Raw genomic sequence first — 18,635 nt, forward strand, 5'->3', positions numbered from 1 at the left:
GGTGATTTTTTAATTAGAAACTTCACTAAAAACAATAGAATCGCCAACAGAAAGGTTCCAGATATCCACCAAGCCCACATTTACTTCTAAAACGTATTTAGCAGGTGCATTTGATGGAAGTGATGTCTCATCAAATGGTTTAGCATTTTTCTGAAAACTCACAATGCTTTTATTTTCATCAATATAAATAAGATCTAATGGTATTTTTGTATTCTTCATATAGAAATAACGCTCCGTTACATCTTCAAAGATAAATAACATACCTTGATTCATTTTCATAGAATTTCGGTACATCAAACCCGTTTGAACATCAAAATCGGTATCAGCAATTTCAATATCTAAAACTACTTTGGAGTTATCTGCTTTAGTAATCGTTAATTCACCTTCTTTTGTGAAATGAACTTCGGTTTGAGTAATTACCTTATTATCATCTTTACAATTTGAAAGTGATAATAAAGATATACTTAGTACTAAAATGAAACCAAATCGTTTTAAAACCATCTTATTTTACTGCGTTTTTTGGTTTGTAAACAAACATAAAATACAATCCTATCAGTACAAACGGAATACTTAACCATTGCCCTGTGTTTAATGCCCAGGTAGAACGAACATCAACTTGTGCTTCTTTTACAAATTCAACAAAGAATCTAACAGTCCAAAGTAAAACTAAAAATAAGCCGAATAAAAAGCCTGTTTGATTTCTTTTTTCTGTTTTTACATAGAAATATAACAGAATTAAAAACACAAAAATATAACAAAACGATTCGTATAATTGTGCAGGATGTCTATATGGAACAGCATCTAACAGGTTTTGAAATTTAGGGTTATCAGTAACGGCGTTGTAGGCTTTTTGCACATCTTTGATTCCTGTGCGTTGCATGATTTCATTTTTGTAATACTGATCTTGAATGAAACGAACACCAAAATTCGAATCTGTGATTTTTCCTATAATTTCAGAATTTATAAAGTTTCCAATTCTAATAAAAATTGCTCCAGAAGCTACTGGAATTACAATGCGGTCTAAAATCCATAAAATCGATTTGTAGTTATATTTTCGTCTGTATAAATACATCCCAATAATAATTCCGATAGCGGCACCATGACTGGCTAAACCCTGAAATCCTGTAAACTCAAAGCCTCCTTTAAATTTAACAGGTAGAAAAACACTGAAAAAATCTTCAGATAATAATTCCGATTGATAAAATATAACGTGACCTAAACGCGCGCCAATCATGGTAGAAAGCACAGTGTAAATAAATAAAGGGTCTAAATATTCTAATGATACTTTTTCTTTTGTAAAAATCCTTTTCATAATATACCAGCCAATAACAAAGGCAGTAACCCACATAAGGCTGTAAAAATGGATTTTAAAATTCCCGATTATATCGATTCCTGTTATAGGGTTCCAATCAAATTTTAATAATTGCATAGGTTTTGTTTTTCAGTGCGAAATTAAGTGTTTCAGACTGTTTTTGTATTATGTTTATTTAAGAAGTTCTAAAATTTCAACTTCAAAAACAATATTTGTTTTTCCAGGAATACCTCTAGTACCAGATTCTCCGTAAGCCAAGTGGTACGGTATAAATAAAGTGGCTTTATCACCAACACTTAATTGTTGTAAGCCTTCTTTAAAGCCTGCAATCATTCTTGCGTCTGGCCCTATTTCAGCGGTAATAGGTTGGTAGCCGTCTTGTTCTTTACGACGTTCGTTTACAATATCTAACGCTTCGGCTATTTCTAGTTTACTCGTTTCTAGTATCTTTCCGTTTTCAAAATAGACGGCATAATGGGTTAATAGCTCGGCAGTTTCTGGCAATTTTTCTCCAGTACCTTTTTCTGTAATAATATATTTTAATCCTGAAGGAAGTGTAATTGCTTTTTCTTTTAAGGCTTTAAATTTATCTTGAGTTGCTTTCAAAATAGCCGCTGCTTTAGCTACCTTTTCTTTTTCTAATCTTTCAGCTTCGGCTAAAGAATTTATAAAAACCTTAGGCGCATCGAAGTTTTTAGCAGCTTTTCCTTTTCTTATAATGTTTAATTCTTCGATAACCACATCTTCAATTGGTCTATCATTTCTGTCAACTTCTACGTTCGAAATACTATCTTGAACATCTAAACCTAATACTAATTCGCCAAAAACACTATGTTTGTTGTCTAAGTTGGGTTTTGGGATTTCTGTTATAAAAAACTGAGACCCGTTGGTGTTTCGGCCAGAATTTGCCATGGATAAAATACCTGGTTTGTCGTGTTTTAAATCTGGAGAAAACTCATCCATAAACTTGTATCCAGCATCGCCAGAACCTGTTCCTGTCGGGTCGCCACCTTGTATCATAAATCCATCTATAACGCGGTGAAAAATTAGTCCATTGTAAAATTTCTTTTTCTTGAAAGCTTTATCGACCATTGTGTTTTCACCTTCGGCTAGGGAAACAAAATTAGCAACTGTTAGCGGCGTTTTTTCGTAACTTAATTTGGCAACCATAACACCTTTTGTGGTAACGAATTCAGCATACATACCGTCTTCTAAGTCGGGATACTGCGCTTTGCAAGATGTTAGGTTTAATACTAATGTAAACAGAACGAGTTTTAAAACGTTTTTAAATAAATACATATTAGTTGCTTTGATTTGGGGTAATAGAGTTGACAGTAACTTCACAAATTAGAGGTGTGTTTGGTCCAATTTTATTTTCATCACCATAGTAACCGTAAGCACGATCGGATGGAAAAATAAAGGTAACTGTTTCACCAATTTTCATAAGCTTTAAGCCATGGCGTAAACCTGTAAAAAGTTCTTGCTTATCCATAGCGTAATTCTGTGTTTTTAAATCTGCTTTAGAATAAATTTCATTACCATTTAGAGTTTTAATATTATAATCGTAGTTAATAATATCACCAAAATTTGGAGTGCTTAAGCTATCGTTTTCTGCTTTTGTTTGGTATTTATACCAAAAGCCAGTATCCGATGCTAAGTATTCATCGGTGTCAGCTTCCATTATTTTTTCAATAACCGCTTTTTCTTTGGCAAAACGTTTTTTATTTAGAGCAATAGAGGCGTCTATATAAGATCCAGATTTTGTAGAAACTGGTCGTCTTGCTTCTGGGCTTTTACAGCTAAAAACGAGAAGCACAAGTAGGGCTGTGGTAATTAATTTATTCATTGTTTAATGCATCGTTATAACTAGGTAATATACTAATAAATTTATCAACGGTTTCTGTTAGGGATAAATCGCTTTTTCCTCCCGCAGCATTGGTGTGCCCTCCTCCATGAAAGTGCGCACGAGACATTTCGTTTACCGAAAAACTTCCTTTAGAACGTAAAGAGATTTTAATAATCCCTTCTTGCTTATCCTCGATAAAAATGGCCGCAAGTACAACTCCGTTTAGTGATAAAGCATAATTTACAATACCTTCTGTATCTCCTTTTTTATAATTAAAACGATTAAGTTCCTCTTGAGATAGCGTAATATAAGCTGCTCTCGATTCGGGAACAACTTTTAGGTTACTAAGCGCACAACCTAATAATTGTAAGCTTTCATAACTATTTGTATCGTAAATGTTATTATGAATATTGGTGTTATCTGCTCCTTTTTCAATAAGCTTAGCAATAATGTCGTGTGTTTTATTCGTAGTTGAACGGAATCTAAACGAGCCCGTATCTGTCATGATTCCAACATAAATACAAGTAGCAATATTGGCATCAACTAATTCTGCATCACTTAGCATGTTTATAAAGTTATATACCATTTCGCAGGTAGAACTCATGGTTGTATCGCTATAAGTGTAAGTGGCATAGTCGTCTGGAGATTGGTGATGATCAATCATGATTTTTAAAGCTTTACTTTCAGAAAGTACCTTTTCCATATTGCCTGTTCTATGGAACGCATTAAAATCTAAAGTAAAAATAATATCTGCAGATTCTATTAAACTGTCGCAAGTTTTAGTTTGGTGGTCGTAAACAGAAATCATGTCATTACCCGGAATCCATTTTAAAAAAGTAGGATAGTCATTAGGTACAATAACCGTTGCGTTATGATTTCCTTTTAAAAGATAATGGTAAAGTGCTAAAGTTGATCCAATAGCATCGCCATCAGGGTTTTTATGCGGAACAATAACTATTTTTTTAGGACTAGATAATAGTTGTTTTATATTGGTAATGTCTTCTTTTTTCATAGGAAACGAAGATACAATTTAATAATATAGACTTAAAATAGAATACAGTACTTTTATGTAAAAATTAACGGTGAATTACATGAAAAATAGATTAATATTTAGTGTCTTTATAATGATGTTTTGTTTTATGTCTTGTAAAACGACTCTAATTAAAGCTGAAAAGGAGAAAGAAATGGTATATGATGCTACTATTGCTTTTGGCTCTTGTAATAAGCAGGATTTAGAAAATAAACTTTGGGTTGAAATTGTGAAAAATAAACCAGATTTGTGGATTTGGGGAGGTGATATTGTATATGCCGATACAGATAACATGGTAAAATTAAAAGCGGAATATGATAAATTACTAGCTAATGAAGGCTATAAAAAGTTAAAAGAAACGACCCTAATCACAGGTACTTGGGACGATCACGATTATGGTTTAAATGATGGAGGTGTGGAGTTTCATGCAAAAAGGGGGAGTGAACAATTATTTTTAGATTTTTTAGGGGTTTCTGAAAATGATAAACGCCGAGATCAAGAAGGTGTTTATAGTTCTCAAGTTATAAATACACCTAAAGGAAAAATAAAAGTGATTGTTTTAGATACGCGTTATTTTAGATCAGCTTTAACCAAAGCTAGAGGTTCTAAAAAAAGATATGAGCCAAGTGTTTATGGTGAAGGGACTATTCTAGGTGAGCAACAATGGAGTTGGTTAGAGGGTGAATTGAAATCTTCTGAAGCTGATTTTAATATTATTGTGAGTAGTATTCAGGTTCTATCTGCCGAGCACGGTTTTGAGACTTGGGGTAATTTCCCTCATGAAGTGGATAGGTTAAAATTATTGATAAAAGATTCTAAAGCAAATGGAGTTGTTGTTCTTTCGGGAGATCGGCATATTTCTGAATTTTCAAAAACCAAAATTAAAGGTGTCTCTTTTCCTTTAATCGATTTTACATCTAGCGGCTTAACTCATGTATACAGTGGTTTTACTTCGGAGGCAAATAAAAATCGCATATTAAAAGTGGTTCCAGAATTAAGCTTTGGAGTTTTGAAATTTAATTTTGAAAGAAAAACAATACTGATGGAAATGCGAGGTGTAAACAATATTTTGCAACAAAAACTTTTACAAACCTATTAAGGTGTAAATAAATATAAAAATGTATTTTTGCAGAAATTTAAAAAAATAAAAATGGCAACAAATAGAACATTTACAATGCTTAAGCCAGACGCTGTTGAAAACGGACACATTGGTGCAATATTAGAAAAGATTTCAGCTTCAGGATTTAGAATTGTAGCTATGAAATTAACACAAATGACAAAAGCTGACGCTGAAGCATTTTATGCTGTACATAACGAACGTCCATTTTTTGGAGAATTAGTTGAGTTTATGACAAGAGGTCCAATAGTTGCTGCTATTTTAGAAAAAGAAAACGCAGTGAACGATTTTAGAACTTTAATTGGGGCTACAAATCCTGCTGATGCTGCAGAAGGTACTATTCGTAAAATGTATGCAACATCTATGGGTGAAAATGCTGTACATGGTAGTGATAGTGATGAAAACGCATTTATTGAAGGTGAGTTTCATTTCGCTGGAAGAGAGCAGTTTTAATTAGGAAATTATTTAAAGGCTTACCTTTAAGTTTTTTTTTTTTTGAAAGTGGTTCCTATTAATTGGGAACCTTAATTCTGAAAATATATTATATAAAAAATCCCGCAACATTTGTTGCGGGATTTTTGTTTTAAAAAAGTTTACTAGTATATACTAAATTACTTTTACGTTTACGGCGTTTAATCCTTTTTTGCCTTCCTGTAAATCGAATTCTACTAAGTCGCCTTCGCGAATTTCATCGATTAATCCAGAAATGTGAACAAAATGTTCGTTGTTTGAACCTTCTTCTGTTATAAATCCGAATCCTTTAGAATCGTTGAAGAATTTTACTGTTCCTTTACTCATTGTATTATAAATATTAAATTATTAATATATGTAATACAAAAGTGATGCCACAAATTATTTAGGCAAATAGGTTAGTGTAAGTTTTTAAAGCAAAAAAGTCTGTCAAAATAAATTGACAGACTTTTAAAGTTGTAATTGTTAAAGTATAAATCTTAGATTACTTTTACGTTTACGGCGTTTAATCCTTTTCTACCTTCTTGTAGATCGAATTCAACTGCATCACCTTCACGAATTTCATCGATAAGTCCTGAAATGTGTACGAAATGTTCTTTGTTGTTGTCATCTTCTGTGATAAATCCAAAACCTTTAGAATCGTTGAAGAATTTTACGGTACCTTTACTCATTTTAATGTGTATTATAAATAATTAAGTGCCAAAGATAATGTAAAAAATAATAAATAACCAAAATATATTAAAAATTTTAATATATTTTGGTTAGTCTAATTATCTTAAAACCAGTTTTTTAATAATATCCTTGCCTAACTCTTCATTTAGCATGTTAATTATTTTTTGTTTACCATAACTTAATTCTTCTCGAAGTACACTAGAACTTAGTTCTATATATAGTGTTTCGCGTTCCAGAGCAACAGAACTCGTGTAGTTGTTTACGCCGTTACCCATAAGTTTTGCCCAAGCATCGGCAACATTAACTTTATCTAAACCTTTTTCTAATCTGTTTGTTGTTACAAATTCCTTTAATGCGTCTTGTATACTTAAGTTGTCGTTAATGCGTTTTGCCATGAGGTTAAATATGTGAGAGTTCTGTAGCTTATATGTTGAAATTGAACGGTGTTTTTACGTGTTCTTTTTTTTGAAGCCAACCGCTAAAAATAATTTCTAATGGCCTCAACTTTAAAAGTACCAAAATTATAGTTTTTAAACGATTCTATCTCTGTTAAAAATGTTGTTTTTTTAATTAAGGAATCTCGATGAGTTTCAAAAACTTCAAGATTTTTTTGTTTTACTTCCGCAGACGCGCGAAGTATAAATGTAATTACAAAACGTCTGTCGGTAGATTGTGGATTAATATATCAATTTGATAATCGTTGGCTTTTATTTCTTCAATAGTGGGTTCATCTAAAACTTTGATAATAACATTCTAAATGCATCCCTATTATAATTTAAAAATCTCATATGACTGATGTACTTGTTTTACAGCGTTTTCGGTGCGTTCGGCATGTGTATCACTTATAAAAAGTTGTCCAAAATTCTCATCATCAACCAATTTAATTATTTGAGATACACGTTGTTCATCTAGTTTATCAAAAATATCATCTAATAATAATATTGGGTTTACGCCGCTTTGCGCTTTTATAAAATCGAATTGTGCCAATTTTAAAGCAATTAAGAATGATTTTTGCTGACCTTGACTTCCAAATTTCTTTATTGGATGTCCGGAAATATTAAAATGTAAATCATCCTTATGTATACCAACGCTTGTGTATTGCAATGCCTTGTCTTTATTAATAACCTTATTTAAAAGAGTATTTAAATCACTTTCAAATAAATCACTATGGTAATTTAAATCAACGTTTTCATTACCATTACTAATGGCTTCGTATCTAGATTTAAAAATGGGGATGAATTCTTTTAAAAAGGCATCACGTTTTTCGAAAATTTTAGTTCCAAAGTCTGTTAATTGGCTGTTATAAACGTCTAGCGTATCTTTGTTAAAAGTGTGGTTTAATGCAAAATACTTCAACAATGCATTACGTTGCGCTAAAATTTTATTATAATTAATTAAAGAACTCAAATAGCTATTATCACTTTGCGAAATCACACTGTCAATAAATTTTCGACGTGTGGTACTGCCTTCCGTAATTAAATCTCTATCGGCTGGCGAAATAATAACTAAAGGTAAAAAACCAATGTGTTCGCTAAATTTATCATAAGCTTTACCATTACGTTTAATTACTTTTTTTTGTCCGCGTTTTAAACTGACTATTACTTTTTCTGGTTTTTCATCTTTTTCATAGTCACCATTCACTACAAAAAACTCTTCGTTATGCTTAATATTTTGAGTTGCGACTGGATTAAAATAACTTTTTCCGAAGGATAAATGATAAATAGCATCGAGTACATTGGTCTTTCCGATGCCATTATTTCCAACAATGCAGTTAATTTTCTCATTGAAAGCAAATGTTTTGCTATCAAAATTTTTATAATTGAGTAACGAAAGTGATTTTAAAATCATATAAATAGCAACTTAAAGCGCATAAAGAGGGTGAAGTCTTGAAAAGAAGTGCAAATTATTGAAAAATATCAAATAAATACCCTTTTAGTTCTGAAGAAAATTATATTTTTGCGCCACATTAATAGAATATAGAACATGGCTACATATAATAAGAGAGGTTACAAACCAAAAACAAAAGTTGAAAAGGAACACGATATTGAAGAAGGATCAACAACGGCTGAAGTTTTTAACACCCTTGATGAAACAGCTTCGAAAACGGAAGACTTTGTAGCAAAAAACCAAAAATATATTTTTATCATTATTGGTGTTGTTGCATTAGTTGTTTTAGGGTCTTTAGCATACAAAGAATTTGTTGCTAGTCCGAAGCAAGAAAATGCAATGAACGATATGTTCCAAGCTCAAAAATATTTTGACCAAGCTGTAACAGGTGTGGCTAAAGATTCACTTTATAATCTAGCCTTAAATGGTGGTGAAGGTAAATTTGGAATGTTAGATATTATTGAAGAGTATAGCGGTACAGAAGCAGCTAACTTAGCAAGCTATTATGCTGGAACAGCGTATTTAAGATTGAAAGATTATAAGAATGCGGTTGAGCATTTAAGTGATTTTGATAGTGATGATGAAGTTTTAGCACCTTTAGCAAAAGGAAATATTGGTGATGCCTTTGTGCAATTAAACCAAAAAGAGGATGCTTTAGGGTATTATGAAGAGGCTGCTAACATGAGAGATAACGAATATACCACACCAATGTATTTATACAAGGCAGGTGCTATCGCTCTAGATTTAGGAAAAGCTGATAAAGCGTTGTCTTACTTTACTCAAATTAAAGAAAAATATCCAAACGCTACCGAAGCATCTACTGTAGATGTGTTTATCGGAAAAGCGCAGGTGTTGGCTAACAAGTAATAGTTTTACCATATATGGCAACAGTAAATAAAAATTTATCGGATTACGATAAAACAACAATCCCAAATGCGAAAGATTTTCGATTTGGGATTGTTGTTTCTGAATGGAATGATACCATTACCGAAGGTTTGTATAAAGGCGCATATGATGCTTTGATAGAAAATGGTGTAGAGCCAGACAATATTGTGCGCTGGGATGTGCCAGGAAGTTTTGAGCTAATTTACGGATGTAAAAAAATGCAGGAGCAAATGGTAAATGCCGTTATAGCAATTGGCTGTGTAATACAAGGCGAAACCAAGCATTTCGATTTTGTTTGTGAAGGTGTAACTCAAGGTATTAAAGATTTAAACGTACAGAAAGAAACTCCGGTTATTTTCTGTGTACTTACCGATAACATCATGCAACAATCTATAGATCGTTCTGGTGGCAAACACGGTAATAAAGGTACTGAAGCTGCTATTGCGGCGATTAAAATGGCAGAATTACGTAAAAATAGTTAAGGCCAGCTTTAAAATTTATTGAAAATTCCAAAGATGTTTTATTATATCCTTTGGAATTTGATATTTTAATTGGGTTAGGTTTACCGATTTTACTGTCTAAATTTTAGATATTTTTAGCATTTCAAAGCCCAGTTTCTCCCTATTTTTAAGTATTTTTGGAAGATAACACTACTAGATTTTGTTTAAACAGCGTAAACATAGAACCTTTGATTATCAGTCTCGTTTTTCAAAAGAAAACAGAACAGATTCTAGTTTAAATGATGATTCTAATACCAAAGATTATATTTCTAAATGGAAAGAAAATCGTGAAGTTAAGCGTAAAGTACGTGGTACTATGCCAGTAAAAACCTTACTTTTATTTTTGGTATTATTATTGATTTGTATGTATTTACTAGAAAAAAAGTATATGTAATACAAATTACTTAAAAAAACTCGCGAATTATGGGAATCTTAAAGGCAAAAAAAAACAAGAAATTTAGTTATACACCGCGTTATTTTGATGATAAAGGCGAAGGAAACCCTTTTGAAATTAAACATAAGTTCGATGAATACAGAACAACTGTTGGTGCAAATAAAAATTTTAAGTCAAAATTAAATAATGCTTTAAACGAATTAAAGCACAACAGAGATCATGAAGCTAACCGTCGCGTTTTAATTATTGTGGGCATTTTGTTAGTTATATTTTTATTCATCATCGATTTCGATTTATCTATATTCTTTTCTAAATAATTATATGGCAGACATTATACAGCTTTTACCCGACCACGTCGCAAACCAAATTGCTGCTGGAGAAGTTGTTCAACGTCCAGCATCTGTAGTCAAAGAATTGCTTGAAAATGCAATTGATGCAGGAGCGGACTCTATTAAACTCATAATAAAAGACGCCGGAAAAACATTGGTTCAGGTTATCGATAACGGTAAAGGAATGAGTACTACCGATGCCCGATTAAGTTTTGAGCGTCATGCAACATCTAAAATCCGAAGTGCGGAAGATTTATTTCAACTACATACCAAAGGCTTTCGTGGAGAGGCTTTGGCAAGTATAGCGGCTATTGCGCATGTAGAATTGAAAACCAAGCAACCTCAAGATGATGTTGGGAATACCATAATTATAGAGGGGAGTAAAGTAACCGATCAAGATGTGGTAGTTACGCCACAAGGAACTTCGGTTTCTGTTAAAAATCTATTTTTTAATATTCCTGCCAGACGAAATTTTTTAAAATCGGATAATGTAGAATTACGTCATATTATTGATGAGTTTCACCGTGTAGCATTAGCGCATCCAGGGATTGCTTTTGCTTTTTATAATAACGGAAATGAAGCTTTCAATTTACCAATTAGTAATTACAGACAACGTATTGTAAATATCTTCGGAACAAAAACTAATGAAAAATTAGTACCTGTAGAAGAAGAAACAGAGGTGCTTAAAATATCTGGATTTGTTGGCAAACCGGAATTTGCTAAAAAAACTAGAGGAGAGCAATACTTTTTTGTAAATGATAGATTTATAAAAAGCGCTTATTTAAATCATGCTATAGCTTCGGCTTATGATGGTTTACTTAAAAGTGGAACACATGCAAGTTATTTTTTAAACCTAACTGTAGATCCGCAAACCATAGATATTAATATTCATCCAACAAAAACGGAAATAAAGTTTGATGATGAGCATACACTTTATGCCATTCTTCGTTCGGCAGTTAAGCATAGTCTAGGCCAGTTTAATATCGCGCCAGTTTTAGATTTTGACCGTGACGCAAATCTAGATACACCATACGGACTTAAAAAAGAAGCGACTAGAACAAATACACCAAGTATTGAGGTGGATAGGAGTTTTAATCCATTTCAAGATGAAGCTCCAATTAAACCTAGAACCGTTTCTTATAAAAAAGAACCAACCGAAAGTTGGGAGAGTTTATACGTTGGCTTAGAATCTAAAGGCACAAAAACGCAACACGATTTTAGTGAAGTGCATTTTGAAACTGAAGAGTCTACAGTTTCCATGTTCGATAAAGATATCGAGAGAACGCATACCACGTATCAATTACATAATAAATATATTGTTAGTACTATAAAATCGGGTATGTTGGTTATCGATCAACATCGTGCCCATCAACGAATTTTGTATGAAGATTATCTTCAACATCTTACTATAAAAGGAGCGCTAAGTCAGCAATTATTATTCCCGTTAGATTTACATTTTTCAAATCAAGAAATAGCTGTTATTATTCAATTGAAAGAAGATTTAGAACATACCGGTTTTGTGTTTTCAAACGTTAAAGAGGAGTCTATTGAGATTATAGGGGTTCCCGTTGGCGTTCCAGAAAGCGAAGTTTCTATTATTTTAGAACAACTAATTAGTGATGTAGAAAACGAAGTACCAGACAGTAACTTCTCGGCAACCGATTTATTAGCAAAATCTATGGCAAAAAGTTTAGCCATAAAAACAGGGCAGTCATTACAGAAAGATGAACAGGAACATTTAGTAAATAAGCTGTTTGCTTGTAAAGCGCCTAATGTTTCGCCTACTAATAGAACAACATTTGTAACCATGAGTGTTGACGAATTAGATAAAAAATTTATATAAATTATGATGCGAATTTCAGAAACTGTTAAACACTTAATAATCATAAACGTGATTATGTTTATAGGGACCTTGTTTATAGGGAACGGTGTTTTATTTTTCGATTTATTTGCCATGCATTTTCCGAAAAATGAAGCCTTTCAGCCATGGCAAATAATTACGCACATGTTTATTCATGGAGGATTTCAGCATTTGTTTTTTAATATGCTGATGCTATATTTCTTTGGTTCTATGTTAGAGTCAGCCATAGGAAGGAATAAATTCTTGTTTTTATATATATCTGCTGGATTAGGGGCTTTGGCATTGCAAATGGGTGAACAATATATTCGATATCTATTAATGGAAAGGCAAGCATTAGATCTTGGATATTCTTCATCTCAAGTTATCCAAGTTTTCAAAGAAGGAAAAATATTTGTTGATATTGGGCAAGACTTTAATGATATATATCGAACCATCACTTTTGGTGCTTCGGGCGCAATTATGGGAGTGCTTGCTGCAAGTGCTTATGTGTTTCCAAATGCAGAAATTATGTTGTTATTTCCACCAATTCCTATAAAACTTAAGTATTTAGCTGTAGGTATGATTGGTGCGGATTTACTTTCGGCAATTTTAACAGGTACACCATTAATGGCAAATAGTAATGTTGGATATTTGGCGCACGTTGGAGGAGCAATCACAGGCTTTTTAATTATGTATTTTTGGAAAAAAACACAGTTTAATAATAACCGTTGGAACTAATGAGTTTAACTACAGACATAAAATATAAGTTAACGCGACTTAATATATTAGAAAAAATAATTGCGGTAAACGTCGTTATTTTTCTAGTAGGTTTAATTTTTAGATCGGCATTAAGTTGGTTCGAATTACCTAGTGATTTTTTCAACGCTTTAGTAAATCCATGGACAATAGTTAGTTATGCCTTTGTGCATTACGATTTTATTCATCTGTTGTTTAATATGCTTTGGCTCTACGTTATTGGGCGCATGTTTTTAAATCTTTTTAGTCCAAAAACAGCATTAAATATATATTTTTTAGGAGCAATTTCTGGTGGCGCTATGTTTCTTATCGGCTATGCCTTGTTGCCTAGTTTTTTTGGAGTAAACTCAAGTTTGGTGGGAGCATCGGCTGCTGTTCGTGCCTTGTTAATTTTTATGTGTGCTTATATGCCCAACCAAGATGTTCGTGTATTTACGTTCAATCTTAAGCTTTGGTATATTGGTGCGGCCATTGTTGTTTTAGATATTGTGGGTCTGTTTGGCGTAAATGCTGGCGGGAATTTAGCACATATTGGAGGTGCTTTATTGGGCTATTTCTATGCCACGCAATTGGTTAAAGGCAATGATATTGGTAGCGGATTCGAGCGTTTTGCCAATGCTATTACAAATATGTTTAAATCTTCATCCTCTAAAAAAGGACCTTTAAAAACCGTTCATAAAAATAAAAGTAAAGTAGGTGGTTATAAAAAATCGGATTATAGTGAATTTAATAACCAGAAAAAAATTGATGTTATTTTAGATAAAATCAGTAAAAGCGGTTATGATAGTTTAACAGCCGAAGAAAAAGAATTACTTTTTCGAGCAGGTAAATAGTTCATTATAAACATTTGGGCGTTACCCGAAAAGGGTCGGGCTTTCACTACTCAATCTTTTTGTTTTGAAGGAAAACAAAAAGGATTTCAAACAAACCGTTCAATCCCTAACGCGGGAGAACTTCTGGTAATGGTAGTAACAAAGCAATTAAAAGTGTATGTTTACAAGGATAAATAAAGCAAAATGAAAAATTTAAGTTTCATTAATAAAATAATATATATCGTCAACAGTATTGTGGCGATGTTGTTGTTGCTTTCAATGGTTTTTCCTTATTTACCACCCAAAACATTTTCGTTTTTATCAGTAATAAATTTAGGGGTTTCATTTTTAATTATCATCAATGTTATATTCTTTATATATTGGTTAATTCGTTTAAAAAAGCAATTTCTAATCTCGCTTTTAGTGTTAATTATAGCTTATATAACTTTTGGGTCTTTATATAAGTTTTCGTCATCTAAAAACATCGAGTCGGTACAGAATTTCAAAGTCATGAATTATAATGTTCGGCTTTTCAATCTTTATAAGTGGATTCCTGAAGATCACATTGAAACTAATATTGTAGATTTTATAAAAGCAGAAGCTCCAGATATATTAAGTATTCAGGAATATCACCCGCATAAAAATGTTAATTTATCTAATTTTAAATATAAATTCGAAAAATTATCGGGTAAAAAATTTAAACACGGACAAGCAATTTTCTCAAAGTTTCCAATAATAAATTCAGGATCTGTTGAATTTCCCAACACAGCAAACAATGCTATATTTGCCGATGTGGTAAAAGGCAAAGACACCATTAGAATTTACAACATCCATCTAGAATCTTTAAGAATAAACACGAAGATAGAGAGCTTGAAAAAAGAAGATTCCGAACGCCTTTTATTACGTATAGGTACTGCATTTAAAACGCAACAGAATCAAGCAGAATTGTTTTTGGCACATAAAAAGAACTGTAAATATAAAATGATTATTTGTGGGGATTTTAATAATACGGCTTTCTCGTATGTATATAGAAAAATTAGAGGTGATTTAAACGATACTTTTAAGGAAGGCGGAAATGGTTTCGGACGTACGCACGATTTTTTCCTTTTTCCGATGCGTATTGATTTTATTTTTGCAGATAAAGCCTTTTCTGTAAATGGCTATAAAAGTTATAACGAGCACTTTTCCGATCATTTCCCATTAAGTACAACCTTGAGTCTAGAATAGTTGTTCAATATATAAATGGAGCTTCATAACGGTTTTTATGATTTCTCTTGAATAAAAGAAATACTTTAGTAATACTAGTTAAGTATTAAGCTTACATAAAAGAACAATCTACCACATCGGCTATAATGTGTATAACTAATCCCAAACCAACCAGACGTGTTTTCTTAAAGAACAATAAAAGAATATAAACGGCAAGCGCATAATATGTATGCAACGGGTGGTAGTTTATACTACATCTATTTGGATCGAAAACGGGGGTAGCTAGCAAATGATCTAAATCGATTAACATACCACAAATCATTATAAAATATGCCGTTTTCCAATTCGGTTTAAACCAAATAAGTGCCACTGCTAGCGGAAGTAGAAAATGACAACCATAATGTGCGATAGATTGTAGCATTATTGAGGTGTAATAGTTTGAGATTCTAAATAGTTTAGAGCATTCGGACCTTCATTAAATAGTAAATCAAGAATACTTAAATTAGAAATAAAACCATGTTTGTTACTAAAAACCTGTGTGTATTTTTCGAAGTTTTGAGGTTGTTCTTTTTTAGCGTTTACTAAAAACCTAAAATCTTTAGTATCATTAACATCTGTTTGGTATGTTTCCGTTTTAGAGGTGTTAATGTCTAGTTGTAAACATTCAGTAATAACTTCAAAACACTTCAAATTAAAATCTAAAATAAAATCGGTTTTCATTTCAAATAAGGGGAGAAGTTCATCTTCATAATATTCGAAAAATGGTGATGTCCTGTAAGCGGAAAGTAAAGATTTCCAGTGTAAACTCTGCCAATTCTCTTCATTGAAAATCTTGACATCGCGATACTTTTGTCTGTTTTTTTGAGAATGAATTACCGGAATGTTTAAAGTTAGTTTTCCATTAGCTGCATAAATATAAGTACGGTTCCTATAAGTTTGTTTTAAAAAATTATCATCCATTTCAAATACCAAATCATCGGCATTTGCAATAACAACAAAATGCGCAATACTCGGAAAATATGTAGGGTGAATTAAAATACTCATTATTTTGTGAAAAAATTGCTTAACCAAGTGTACGCAATAAACATAACACCAACTGTAATACCAATACTTGCTATAGAGCTTCCAATTAAAGACATTACTACGGCTGCTGCTAACATGATACCGCCATAAATTAGATTGATTATTTTTGATTTTTCGGTATTTGCTAAAACGCCACGTGTTAATGGCAATACAGCTGCTAAACATGTTAAACTAAGCATAGTGAAATAGTCGTTTTTTGTAAATACATTACAAAGAAACATAATTAATGCTCCAACAAGTAATCCAAAAAATATTTGACCGCTTAGCTTTTCATTTTTATCGAGTAAATATTTACCGTATTTATCTAAAATAAGCAACATGTTGGATAGTGGTTCCATAATCCAGCTGCCTAAAGCAAACAAAAGATAAGCGATAATTAAAGGGATAAGTAAAAAGGTATAACCAGAAACAGAAATTAATTTGGCTGAAAGTTTATAGGCAATGTAAATTCCAATAATAAAAATCCATTGGTTTTTACCCGATTGTTTATTCATCCAAAATGAATAACGCAAATAGAGTTTGTAAACCTTGTTTTTGGATTTTATTGCGGTAACCATTCCCGATCGCGCATAATCTAAATTAGGATTCAGCGATAACGCTTCTTTAAAATGGGTTAAAGCTTTTTTTGTGTCGTTATGTTCAAGATAACTCCAGCCAACGTTAGCGTGTGAGTGCGCGTCTTCTGGGTCATCTTCTAATAGATTTTCAATAGTGGATTTTGCTTCTTCCTTTCTGTTTAATTTAGTTAACGCCGTAGTTCGTGCATTTAAACAGAAATTACTTTTTGGATTAATCCTTAATCCTTCATTAGCAAAATTTAAAGCGGCTTCAAAATTCTTTTTCGTTATTTGAATGTATGCTTTTTGTCCGAAAGCATGTTCATCATGAGGCTCCAATTCTATCGATTTATCAATATTTTCTTCTGCCTCTTTTATTTTATCTTGATGTAAATAAATTTGTGATAATAAAAAATAAACATTAGACCAATTCGGGATTTCTGATCGAAGGTCTAAAGCTAAAATTAAAGCTTTGTCTAAATCTTTGGTTAAAAAAAAAGACTGTGCTAGAAAATATTTAGCATTACTGTTATTAACATCTTCGGTTAGAGCTGTTTGAAAATAGGGGATAGCATCTTGATATCTGCCAATTTCAAAAAGTTGAATACCACGTTCTAGATTTGGGCTATCCATTATTTTTTCATCTTTAAATAGACCAAAATATCATCGTATAAACCAGAATCGTTGGAGTATAAGGCGTAGTTTTTAGCAGAATTAAACCATTCTCGGGTAGATGCTTTCATTTTGCCAAAAGCTTTTAAAATATCTTTAGTTGTTAATGGTTTTGGAATACCATCTTTAAATGATTCTACTAATTTTTGCTCAATAGCAATATCAATACTCGCTTTAATATCAGCTCCAGAAAATTCTTTACTTTTTTTAGCTAAATCTTGTAATTTAATGTTTTCTGTTGGTTTGTCTTTCAACTCAATTTTAAAGATAGATTCTCGTGCAGCTTCGTCTGGTGGTGCTACAAAAATGATTCTATCAAAACGTCCTGGTCTTCTAAATGCAGGATCTATATACCAAGGTGCATTAGTTGCTCCTAAAACAAGAATACCTTCGTTGTCTGAATCAATACCATCAAGTTCCGATAGAAATTGATTGATAACGGTTCTTCCTGCCGTTTTATTAACGTCATTTCTGTTAGCGCCTAAAGCATCGATTTCATCTATAAAAATGACACAAGGCGTATTGGCTCTGGCTGTTTCGAATATTTCGTGTAAGTTCCTTTCAGAGCTACCTAGCCACATATCCAAAATGTCATTAATACCTATATTTATAAAGTTGGCGTTAATTTGGCCAGCTGTGGCTCGTGCAATATGAGTTTTTCCACAACCTGGTGGGCCGTAAAGTAAAATACCTCCACCAATTTTTTTACCATATGCTTTGTATAAATCTTTATGTAAAAGGGGTTTGATTATTTTTAAATCAATTTCCTCCTTTACTTTTTCCATCCCCCCAACATTGTCAAAATTAATATCGGGTTTTTTTAAGAATGAAATACCATCTTCATCGAAAAAATCGTCATCAAAGTCTTGGACAGGAACGCGAAATAAATTTTCGAACTCTTCATTTCTAAACGTTTTATCAATTTCAAGAATACGCTGGTACGTAGCTAGCGCATCTTCCGTTTGGTTTTGATCTATATAACAAAAACATTGAAGTTCTAAGTAATTAGGGGCTTCGTTGTTTTCAATAAGCTCCTCAAGTATAACTTCTGTTAAATTGTATTTTTTCTGTTTATAATAGCATTCTGCTAATAGAAATTTGTGAGCATCTGTTGGTTGTTTATCTAAGATAAATAATAGGTGCTTTTCTGCCTCTTCATAATTTAAGCCATCGGAATATAGTTTTGCTATTTGAAAACGCAATTCAATATTTTCTGGCGAAAATTCTAAGGCTTTAAGTAGACTTTCTAATAGTGTGTTATCCATA

23 protein-coding genes are annotated in these 18,635 nt (G+C 32.3%); 10 read left to right on the forward strand and 13 right to left on the reverse strand.

Annotated features, from left to right (window positions below):
- Positions 1-9: 9 nt before the first annotated feature.
- Genes GQR97_RS08665 through GQR97_RS08685 form a run of 5 tightly spaced genes read right to left on the reverse strand, consistent with a single transcriptional unit; the run spans position 10 to position 4,170 of the window.
- Positions 10-501, reverse strand: coding sequence for a DUF192 domain-containing protein (locus tag GQR97_RS08665; protein WP_158847471.1), 492 nt, complete (start codon positions 499-501; stop codon positions 10-12).
- Position 502: 1 nt separating this feature from the next.
- Positions 503-1,429 carry a prolipoprotein diacylglyceryl transferase gene (lgt, locus tag GQR97_RS08670; protein ID WP_158847473.1) on the reverse strand — a complete coding sequence of 309 codons (927 nt, stop codon included), beginning with the start codon at positions 1,427-1,429 and terminating at the stop codon, positions 503-505.
- 54 nt (positions 1,430-1,483) lie between these two features.
- The gene (locus tag GQR97_RS08675; RefSeq protein ID WP_158847475.1) at positions 1,484-2,611 is read right to left on the reverse strand and encodes a peptidylprolyl isomerase; all 1,128 of its coding nucleotides are present in this window, start codon (positions 2,609-2,611) and stop codon (positions 1,484-1,486) included.
- A 1-nt stretch (position 2,612) separates the two neighbouring features.
- Complete coding sequence (gene gldI / locus GQR97_RS08680) at positions 2,613-3,158, reverse strand: gliding motility-associated peptidyl-prolyl isomerase GldI (protein ID WP_158847477.1); 546 nt, start codon at positions 3,156-3,158, stop codon at positions 2,613-2,615.
- A complete protein-coding gene (locus tag GQR97_RS08685; protein WP_158847479.1) occupies positions 3,151-4,170 on the reverse strand; it encodes a DHH family phosphoesterase in 1,020 nt (339 codons plus the stop codon). Before GQR97_RS08685 ends, gldI begins: the two co-directional genes overlap by 8 nt.
- Positions 4,171-4,249: 79 nt before the next feature.
- Between GQR97_RS08685 and GQR97_RS08690 the strand changes: the two genes are divergently transcribed.
- Positions 4,250-5,287 (forward strand): alkaline phosphatase D family protein, encoded by a 1,038-nt coding sequence (locus GQR97_RS08690; RefSeq protein ID WP_158847481.1) that lies wholly within the window; start codon positions 4,250-4,252, stop codon positions 5,285-5,287.
- A gap of 51 nt (positions 5,288-5,338) precedes the next feature.
- Positions 5,339-5,758, forward strand: a complete 420-nt coding sequence (locus GQR97_RS08695) for a nucleoside-diphosphate kinase (protein WP_158847483.1) — start codon at positions 5,339-5,341, stop codon at positions 5,756-5,758.
- A gap of 153 nt (positions 5,759-5,911) precedes the next feature.
- On the opposite strand, the gene GQR97_RS08700 is transcribed toward GQR97_RS08695, so the two are convergent.
- The 4 genes from GQR97_RS08700 to recF all read right to left on the reverse strand — a co-directional run bounded on the left by GQR97_RS08700 (position 5,912) and on the right by recF (position 8,296).
- A complete protein-coding gene (locus tag GQR97_RS08700) occupies positions 5,912-6,103 on the reverse strand; it encodes a cold-shock protein (RefSeq protein ID WP_158847485.1) in 192 nt (63 codons plus the stop codon).
- Between the two features lie 152 nt (positions 6,104-6,255).
- Positions 6,256-6,447, reverse strand: coding sequence for a cold-shock protein (locus GQR97_RS08705; protein WP_034044451.1), 192 nt, complete (start codon positions 6,445-6,447; stop codon positions 6,256-6,258).
- A gap of 99 nt (positions 6,448-6,546) precedes the next feature.
- The gene (locus GQR97_RS08710) at positions 6,547-6,843 is read right to left on the reverse strand and encodes a DUF721 domain-containing protein (protein ID WP_158847487.1); all 297 of its coding nucleotides are present in this window, start codon (positions 6,841-6,843) and stop codon (positions 6,547-6,549) included.
- A 373-nt stretch (positions 6,844-7,216) separates the two neighbouring features.
- Positions 7,217-8,296, reverse strand: a complete 1,080-nt coding sequence (recF, locus tag GQR97_RS08715) for a DNA replication/repair protein RecF (protein ID WP_158847489.1) — start codon at positions 8,294-8,296, stop codon at positions 7,217-7,219.
- Positions 8,297-8,431: 135 nt separating this feature from the next.
- On the opposite strand from recF, the gene GQR97_RS08720 reads away from it, so the two are divergent.
- From GQR97_RS08720 to GQR97_RS08755, 8 genes are all read left to right on the forward strand, one after another.
- The gene (locus tag GQR97_RS08720; protein WP_158847491.1) at positions 8,432-9,202 is read left to right on the forward strand and encodes a tetratricopeptide repeat protein; all 771 of its coding nucleotides are present in this window, start codon (positions 8,432-8,434) and stop codon (positions 9,200-9,202) included.
- Positions 9,203-9,216: 14 nt separating this feature from the next.
- Entirely contained in the window at positions 9,217-9,702 is a 486-nt protein-coding gene (ribH, locus tag GQR97_RS08725) for a 6,7-dimethyl-8-ribityllumazine synthase (protein ID WP_158847493.1), read from the forward strand.
- Positions 9,703-9,880: 178 nt separating this feature from the next.
- Positions 9,881-10,114, forward strand: a complete 234-nt coding sequence (locus GQR97_RS08730; protein WP_158847495.1) for a hypothetical protein — start codon at positions 9,881-9,883, stop codon at positions 10,112-10,114.
- Between the two features lie 29 nt (positions 10,115-10,143).
- A complete protein-coding gene (locus GQR97_RS08735; RefSeq protein WP_158847497.1) occupies positions 10,144-10,431 on the forward strand; it encodes a riboflavin synthase subunit beta in 288 nt (95 codons plus the stop codon).
- Between the two features lie 4 nt (positions 10,432-10,435).
- Positions 10,436-12,286: a DNA mismatch repair endonuclease MutL gene (mutL, locus tag GQR97_RS08740; protein WP_158847499.1), complete on the forward strand. Its 1,851-nt coding sequence runs from the start codon at positions 10,436-10,438 to the stop codon at positions 12,284-12,286.
- A gap of 3 nt (positions 12,287-12,289) precedes the next feature.
- Entirely contained in the window at positions 12,290-13,021 is a 732-nt protein-coding gene (locus GQR97_RS08745; RefSeq protein WP_158847501.1) for a rhomboid family intramembrane serine protease, read from the forward strand.
- Positions 13,021-13,872 (forward strand): rhomboid family protein, encoded by an 852-nt coding sequence (locus GQR97_RS08750; RefSeq protein ID WP_158847503.1) that lies wholly within the window; start codon positions 13,021-13,023, stop codon positions 13,870-13,872. The genes GQR97_RS08745 and GQR97_RS08750 overlap by 1 nt, the downstream gene beginning before the upstream one ends.
- 489 nt (positions 13,873-14,361) lie before the next feature.
- A complete protein-coding gene (locus tag GQR97_RS08755) occupies positions 14,362-15,078 on the forward strand; it encodes an endonuclease/exonuclease/phosphatase family protein (protein ID WP_249755391.1) in 717 nt (238 codons plus the stop codon).
- Between the two features lie 91 nt (positions 15,079-15,169).
- Here the strand turns inward: GQR97_RS08755 and GQR97_RS08760 are convergent, their stop codons facing one another.
- Genes GQR97_RS08760 through GQR97_RS08775 form a run of 4 tightly spaced genes read right to left on the reverse strand, consistent with a single transcriptional unit; the run spans position 15,170 to position 18,634 of the window.
- Positions 15,170-15,478 carry a DUF6122 family protein gene (locus GQR97_RS08760; protein ID WP_158847507.1) on the reverse strand — a complete coding sequence of 103 codons (309 nt, stop codon included), beginning with the start codon at positions 15,476-15,478 and terminating at the stop codon, positions 15,170-15,172.
- Entirely contained in the window at positions 15,478-16,101 is a 624-nt protein-coding gene (locus tag GQR97_RS08765) for a WbqC family protein (RefSeq protein WP_158847509.1), read from the reverse strand. The genes GQR97_RS08760 and GQR97_RS08765 overlap by 1 nt, the downstream gene beginning before the upstream one ends.
- The gene (locus GQR97_RS08770; RefSeq protein ID WP_158847511.1) at positions 16,101-17,330 is read right to left on the reverse strand and encodes a tetratricopeptide repeat protein; all 1,230 of its coding nucleotides are present in this window, start codon (positions 17,328-17,330) and stop codon (positions 16,101-16,103) included. The genes GQR97_RS08765 and GQR97_RS08770 overlap by 1 nt, the downstream gene beginning before the upstream one ends.
- Positions 17,330-18,634 carry an ATP-binding protein gene (locus tag GQR97_RS08775; protein ID WP_158847513.1) on the reverse strand — a complete coding sequence of 435 codons (1,305 nt, stop codon included), beginning with the start codon at positions 18,632-18,634 and terminating at the stop codon, positions 17,330-17,332. The genes GQR97_RS08770 and GQR97_RS08775 overlap by 1 nt, the downstream gene beginning before the upstream one ends.
- Between the last annotated feature and the right edge of the window lies 1 nt (position 18,635).

The sequence above is a fragment of the Algibacter sp. L1A34 genome, assembly GCF_009796805.1.
Classification (GTDB): domain Bacteria; phylum Bacteroidota; class Bacteroidia; order Flavobacteriales; family Flavobacteriaceae; genus Algibacter.

What these genes read in the sequence shown, in the direction of transcription:
- recF (WP_158847489.1), bottom strand. Translation starts at nt 8,296, where the DNA reads ATGATTTTAAAATCACTTTCGTTACTCAATTATAAAAATTTTGATAGC.
- lgt (WP_158847473.1), bottom strand. Translation starts at nt 1,429, where the DNA reads ATGCAATTATTAAAATTTGATTGGAACCCTATAACAGGAATCGATATA.
- GQR97_RS08695 (WP_158847483.1), top strand. Translation starts at nt 5,339, where the DNA reads ATGGCAACAAATAGAACATTTACAATGCTTAAGCCAGACGCTGTTGAA.
- GQR97_RS08735 (WP_158847497.1), top strand. Translation starts at nt 10,144, where the DNA reads ATGGGAATCTTAAAGGCAAAAAAAAACAAGAAATTTAGTTATACACCG.
- ribH (WP_158847493.1), top strand. Translation starts at nt 9,217, where the DNA reads ATGGCAACAGTAAATAAAAATTTATCGGATTACGATAAAACAACAATC.
- GQR97_RS08710 (WP_158847487.1), bottom strand. Translation starts at nt 6,843, where the DNA reads ATGGCAAAACGCATTAACGACAACTTAAGTATACAAGACGCATTAAAG.
- gldI (WP_158847477.1), bottom strand. Translation starts at nt 3,158, where the DNA reads ATGAATAAATTAATTACCACAGCCCTACTTGTGCTTCTCGTTTTTAGC.
- GQR97_RS08765 (WP_158847509.1), bottom strand. Translation starts at nt 16,101, where the DNA reads ATGAGTATTTTAATTCACCCTACATATTTTCCGAGTATTGCGCATTTT.
- GQR97_RS08700 (WP_158847485.1), bottom strand. Translation starts at nt 6,103, where the DNA reads ATGAGTAAAGGAACAGTAAAATTCTTCAACGATTCTAAAGGATTCGGA.
- GQR97_RS08705 (WP_034044451.1), bottom strand. Translation starts at nt 6,447, where the DNA reads ATGAGTAAAGGTACCGTAAAATTCTTCAACGATTCTAAAGGTTTTGGA.
- GQR97_RS08690 (WP_158847481.1), top strand. Translation starts at nt 4,250, where the DNA reads ATGAAAAATAGATTAATATTTAGTGTCTTTATAATGATGTTTTGTTTT.
- GQR97_RS08775 (WP_158847513.1), bottom strand. Translation starts at nt 18,634, where the DNA reads ATGGATAACACACTATTAGAAAGTCTACTTAAAGCCTTAGAATTTTCG.
- GQR97_RS08675 (WP_158847475.1), bottom strand. Translation starts at nt 2,611, where the DNA reads ATGTATTTATTTAAAAACGTTTTAAAACTCGTTCTGTTTACATTAGTA.
- GQR97_RS08720 (WP_158847491.1), top strand. Translation starts at nt 8,432, where the DNA reads ATGGCTACATATAATAAGAGAGGTTACAAACCAAAAACAAAAGTTGAA.
- GQR97_RS08745 (WP_158847501.1), top strand. Translation starts at nt 12,290, where the DNA reads ATGATGCGAATTTCAGAAACTGTTAAACACTTAATAATCATAAACGTG.
- GQR97_RS08755 (WP_249755391.1), top strand. Translation starts at nt 14,362, where the DNA reads ATGAATTATAATGTTCGGCTTTTCAATCTTTATAAGTGGATTCCTGAA.
- GQR97_RS08665 (WP_158847471.1), bottom strand. Translation starts at nt 501, where the DNA reads ATGGTTTTAAAACGATTTGGTTTCATTTTAGTACTAAGTATATCTTTA.
- GQR97_RS08750 (WP_158847503.1), top strand. Translation starts at nt 13,021, where the DNA reads ATGAGTTTAACTACAGACATAAAATATAAGTTAACGCGACTTAATATA.
- GQR97_RS08685 (WP_158847479.1), bottom strand. Translation starts at nt 4,170, where the DNA reads ATGAAAAAAGAAGACATTACCAATATAAAACAACTATTATCTAGTCCT.
- GQR97_RS08760 (WP_158847507.1), bottom strand. Translation starts at nt 15,478, where the DNA reads ATGCTACAATCTATCGCACATTATGGTTGTCATTTTCTACTTCCGCTA.
- mutL (WP_158847499.1), top strand. Translation starts at nt 10,436, where the DNA reads ATGGCAGACATTATACAGCTTTTACCCGACCACGTCGCAAACCAAATT.
- GQR97_RS08770 (WP_158847511.1), bottom strand. Translation starts at nt 17,330, where the DNA reads ATGGATAGCCCAAATCTAGAACGTGGTATTCAACTTTTTGAAATTGGC.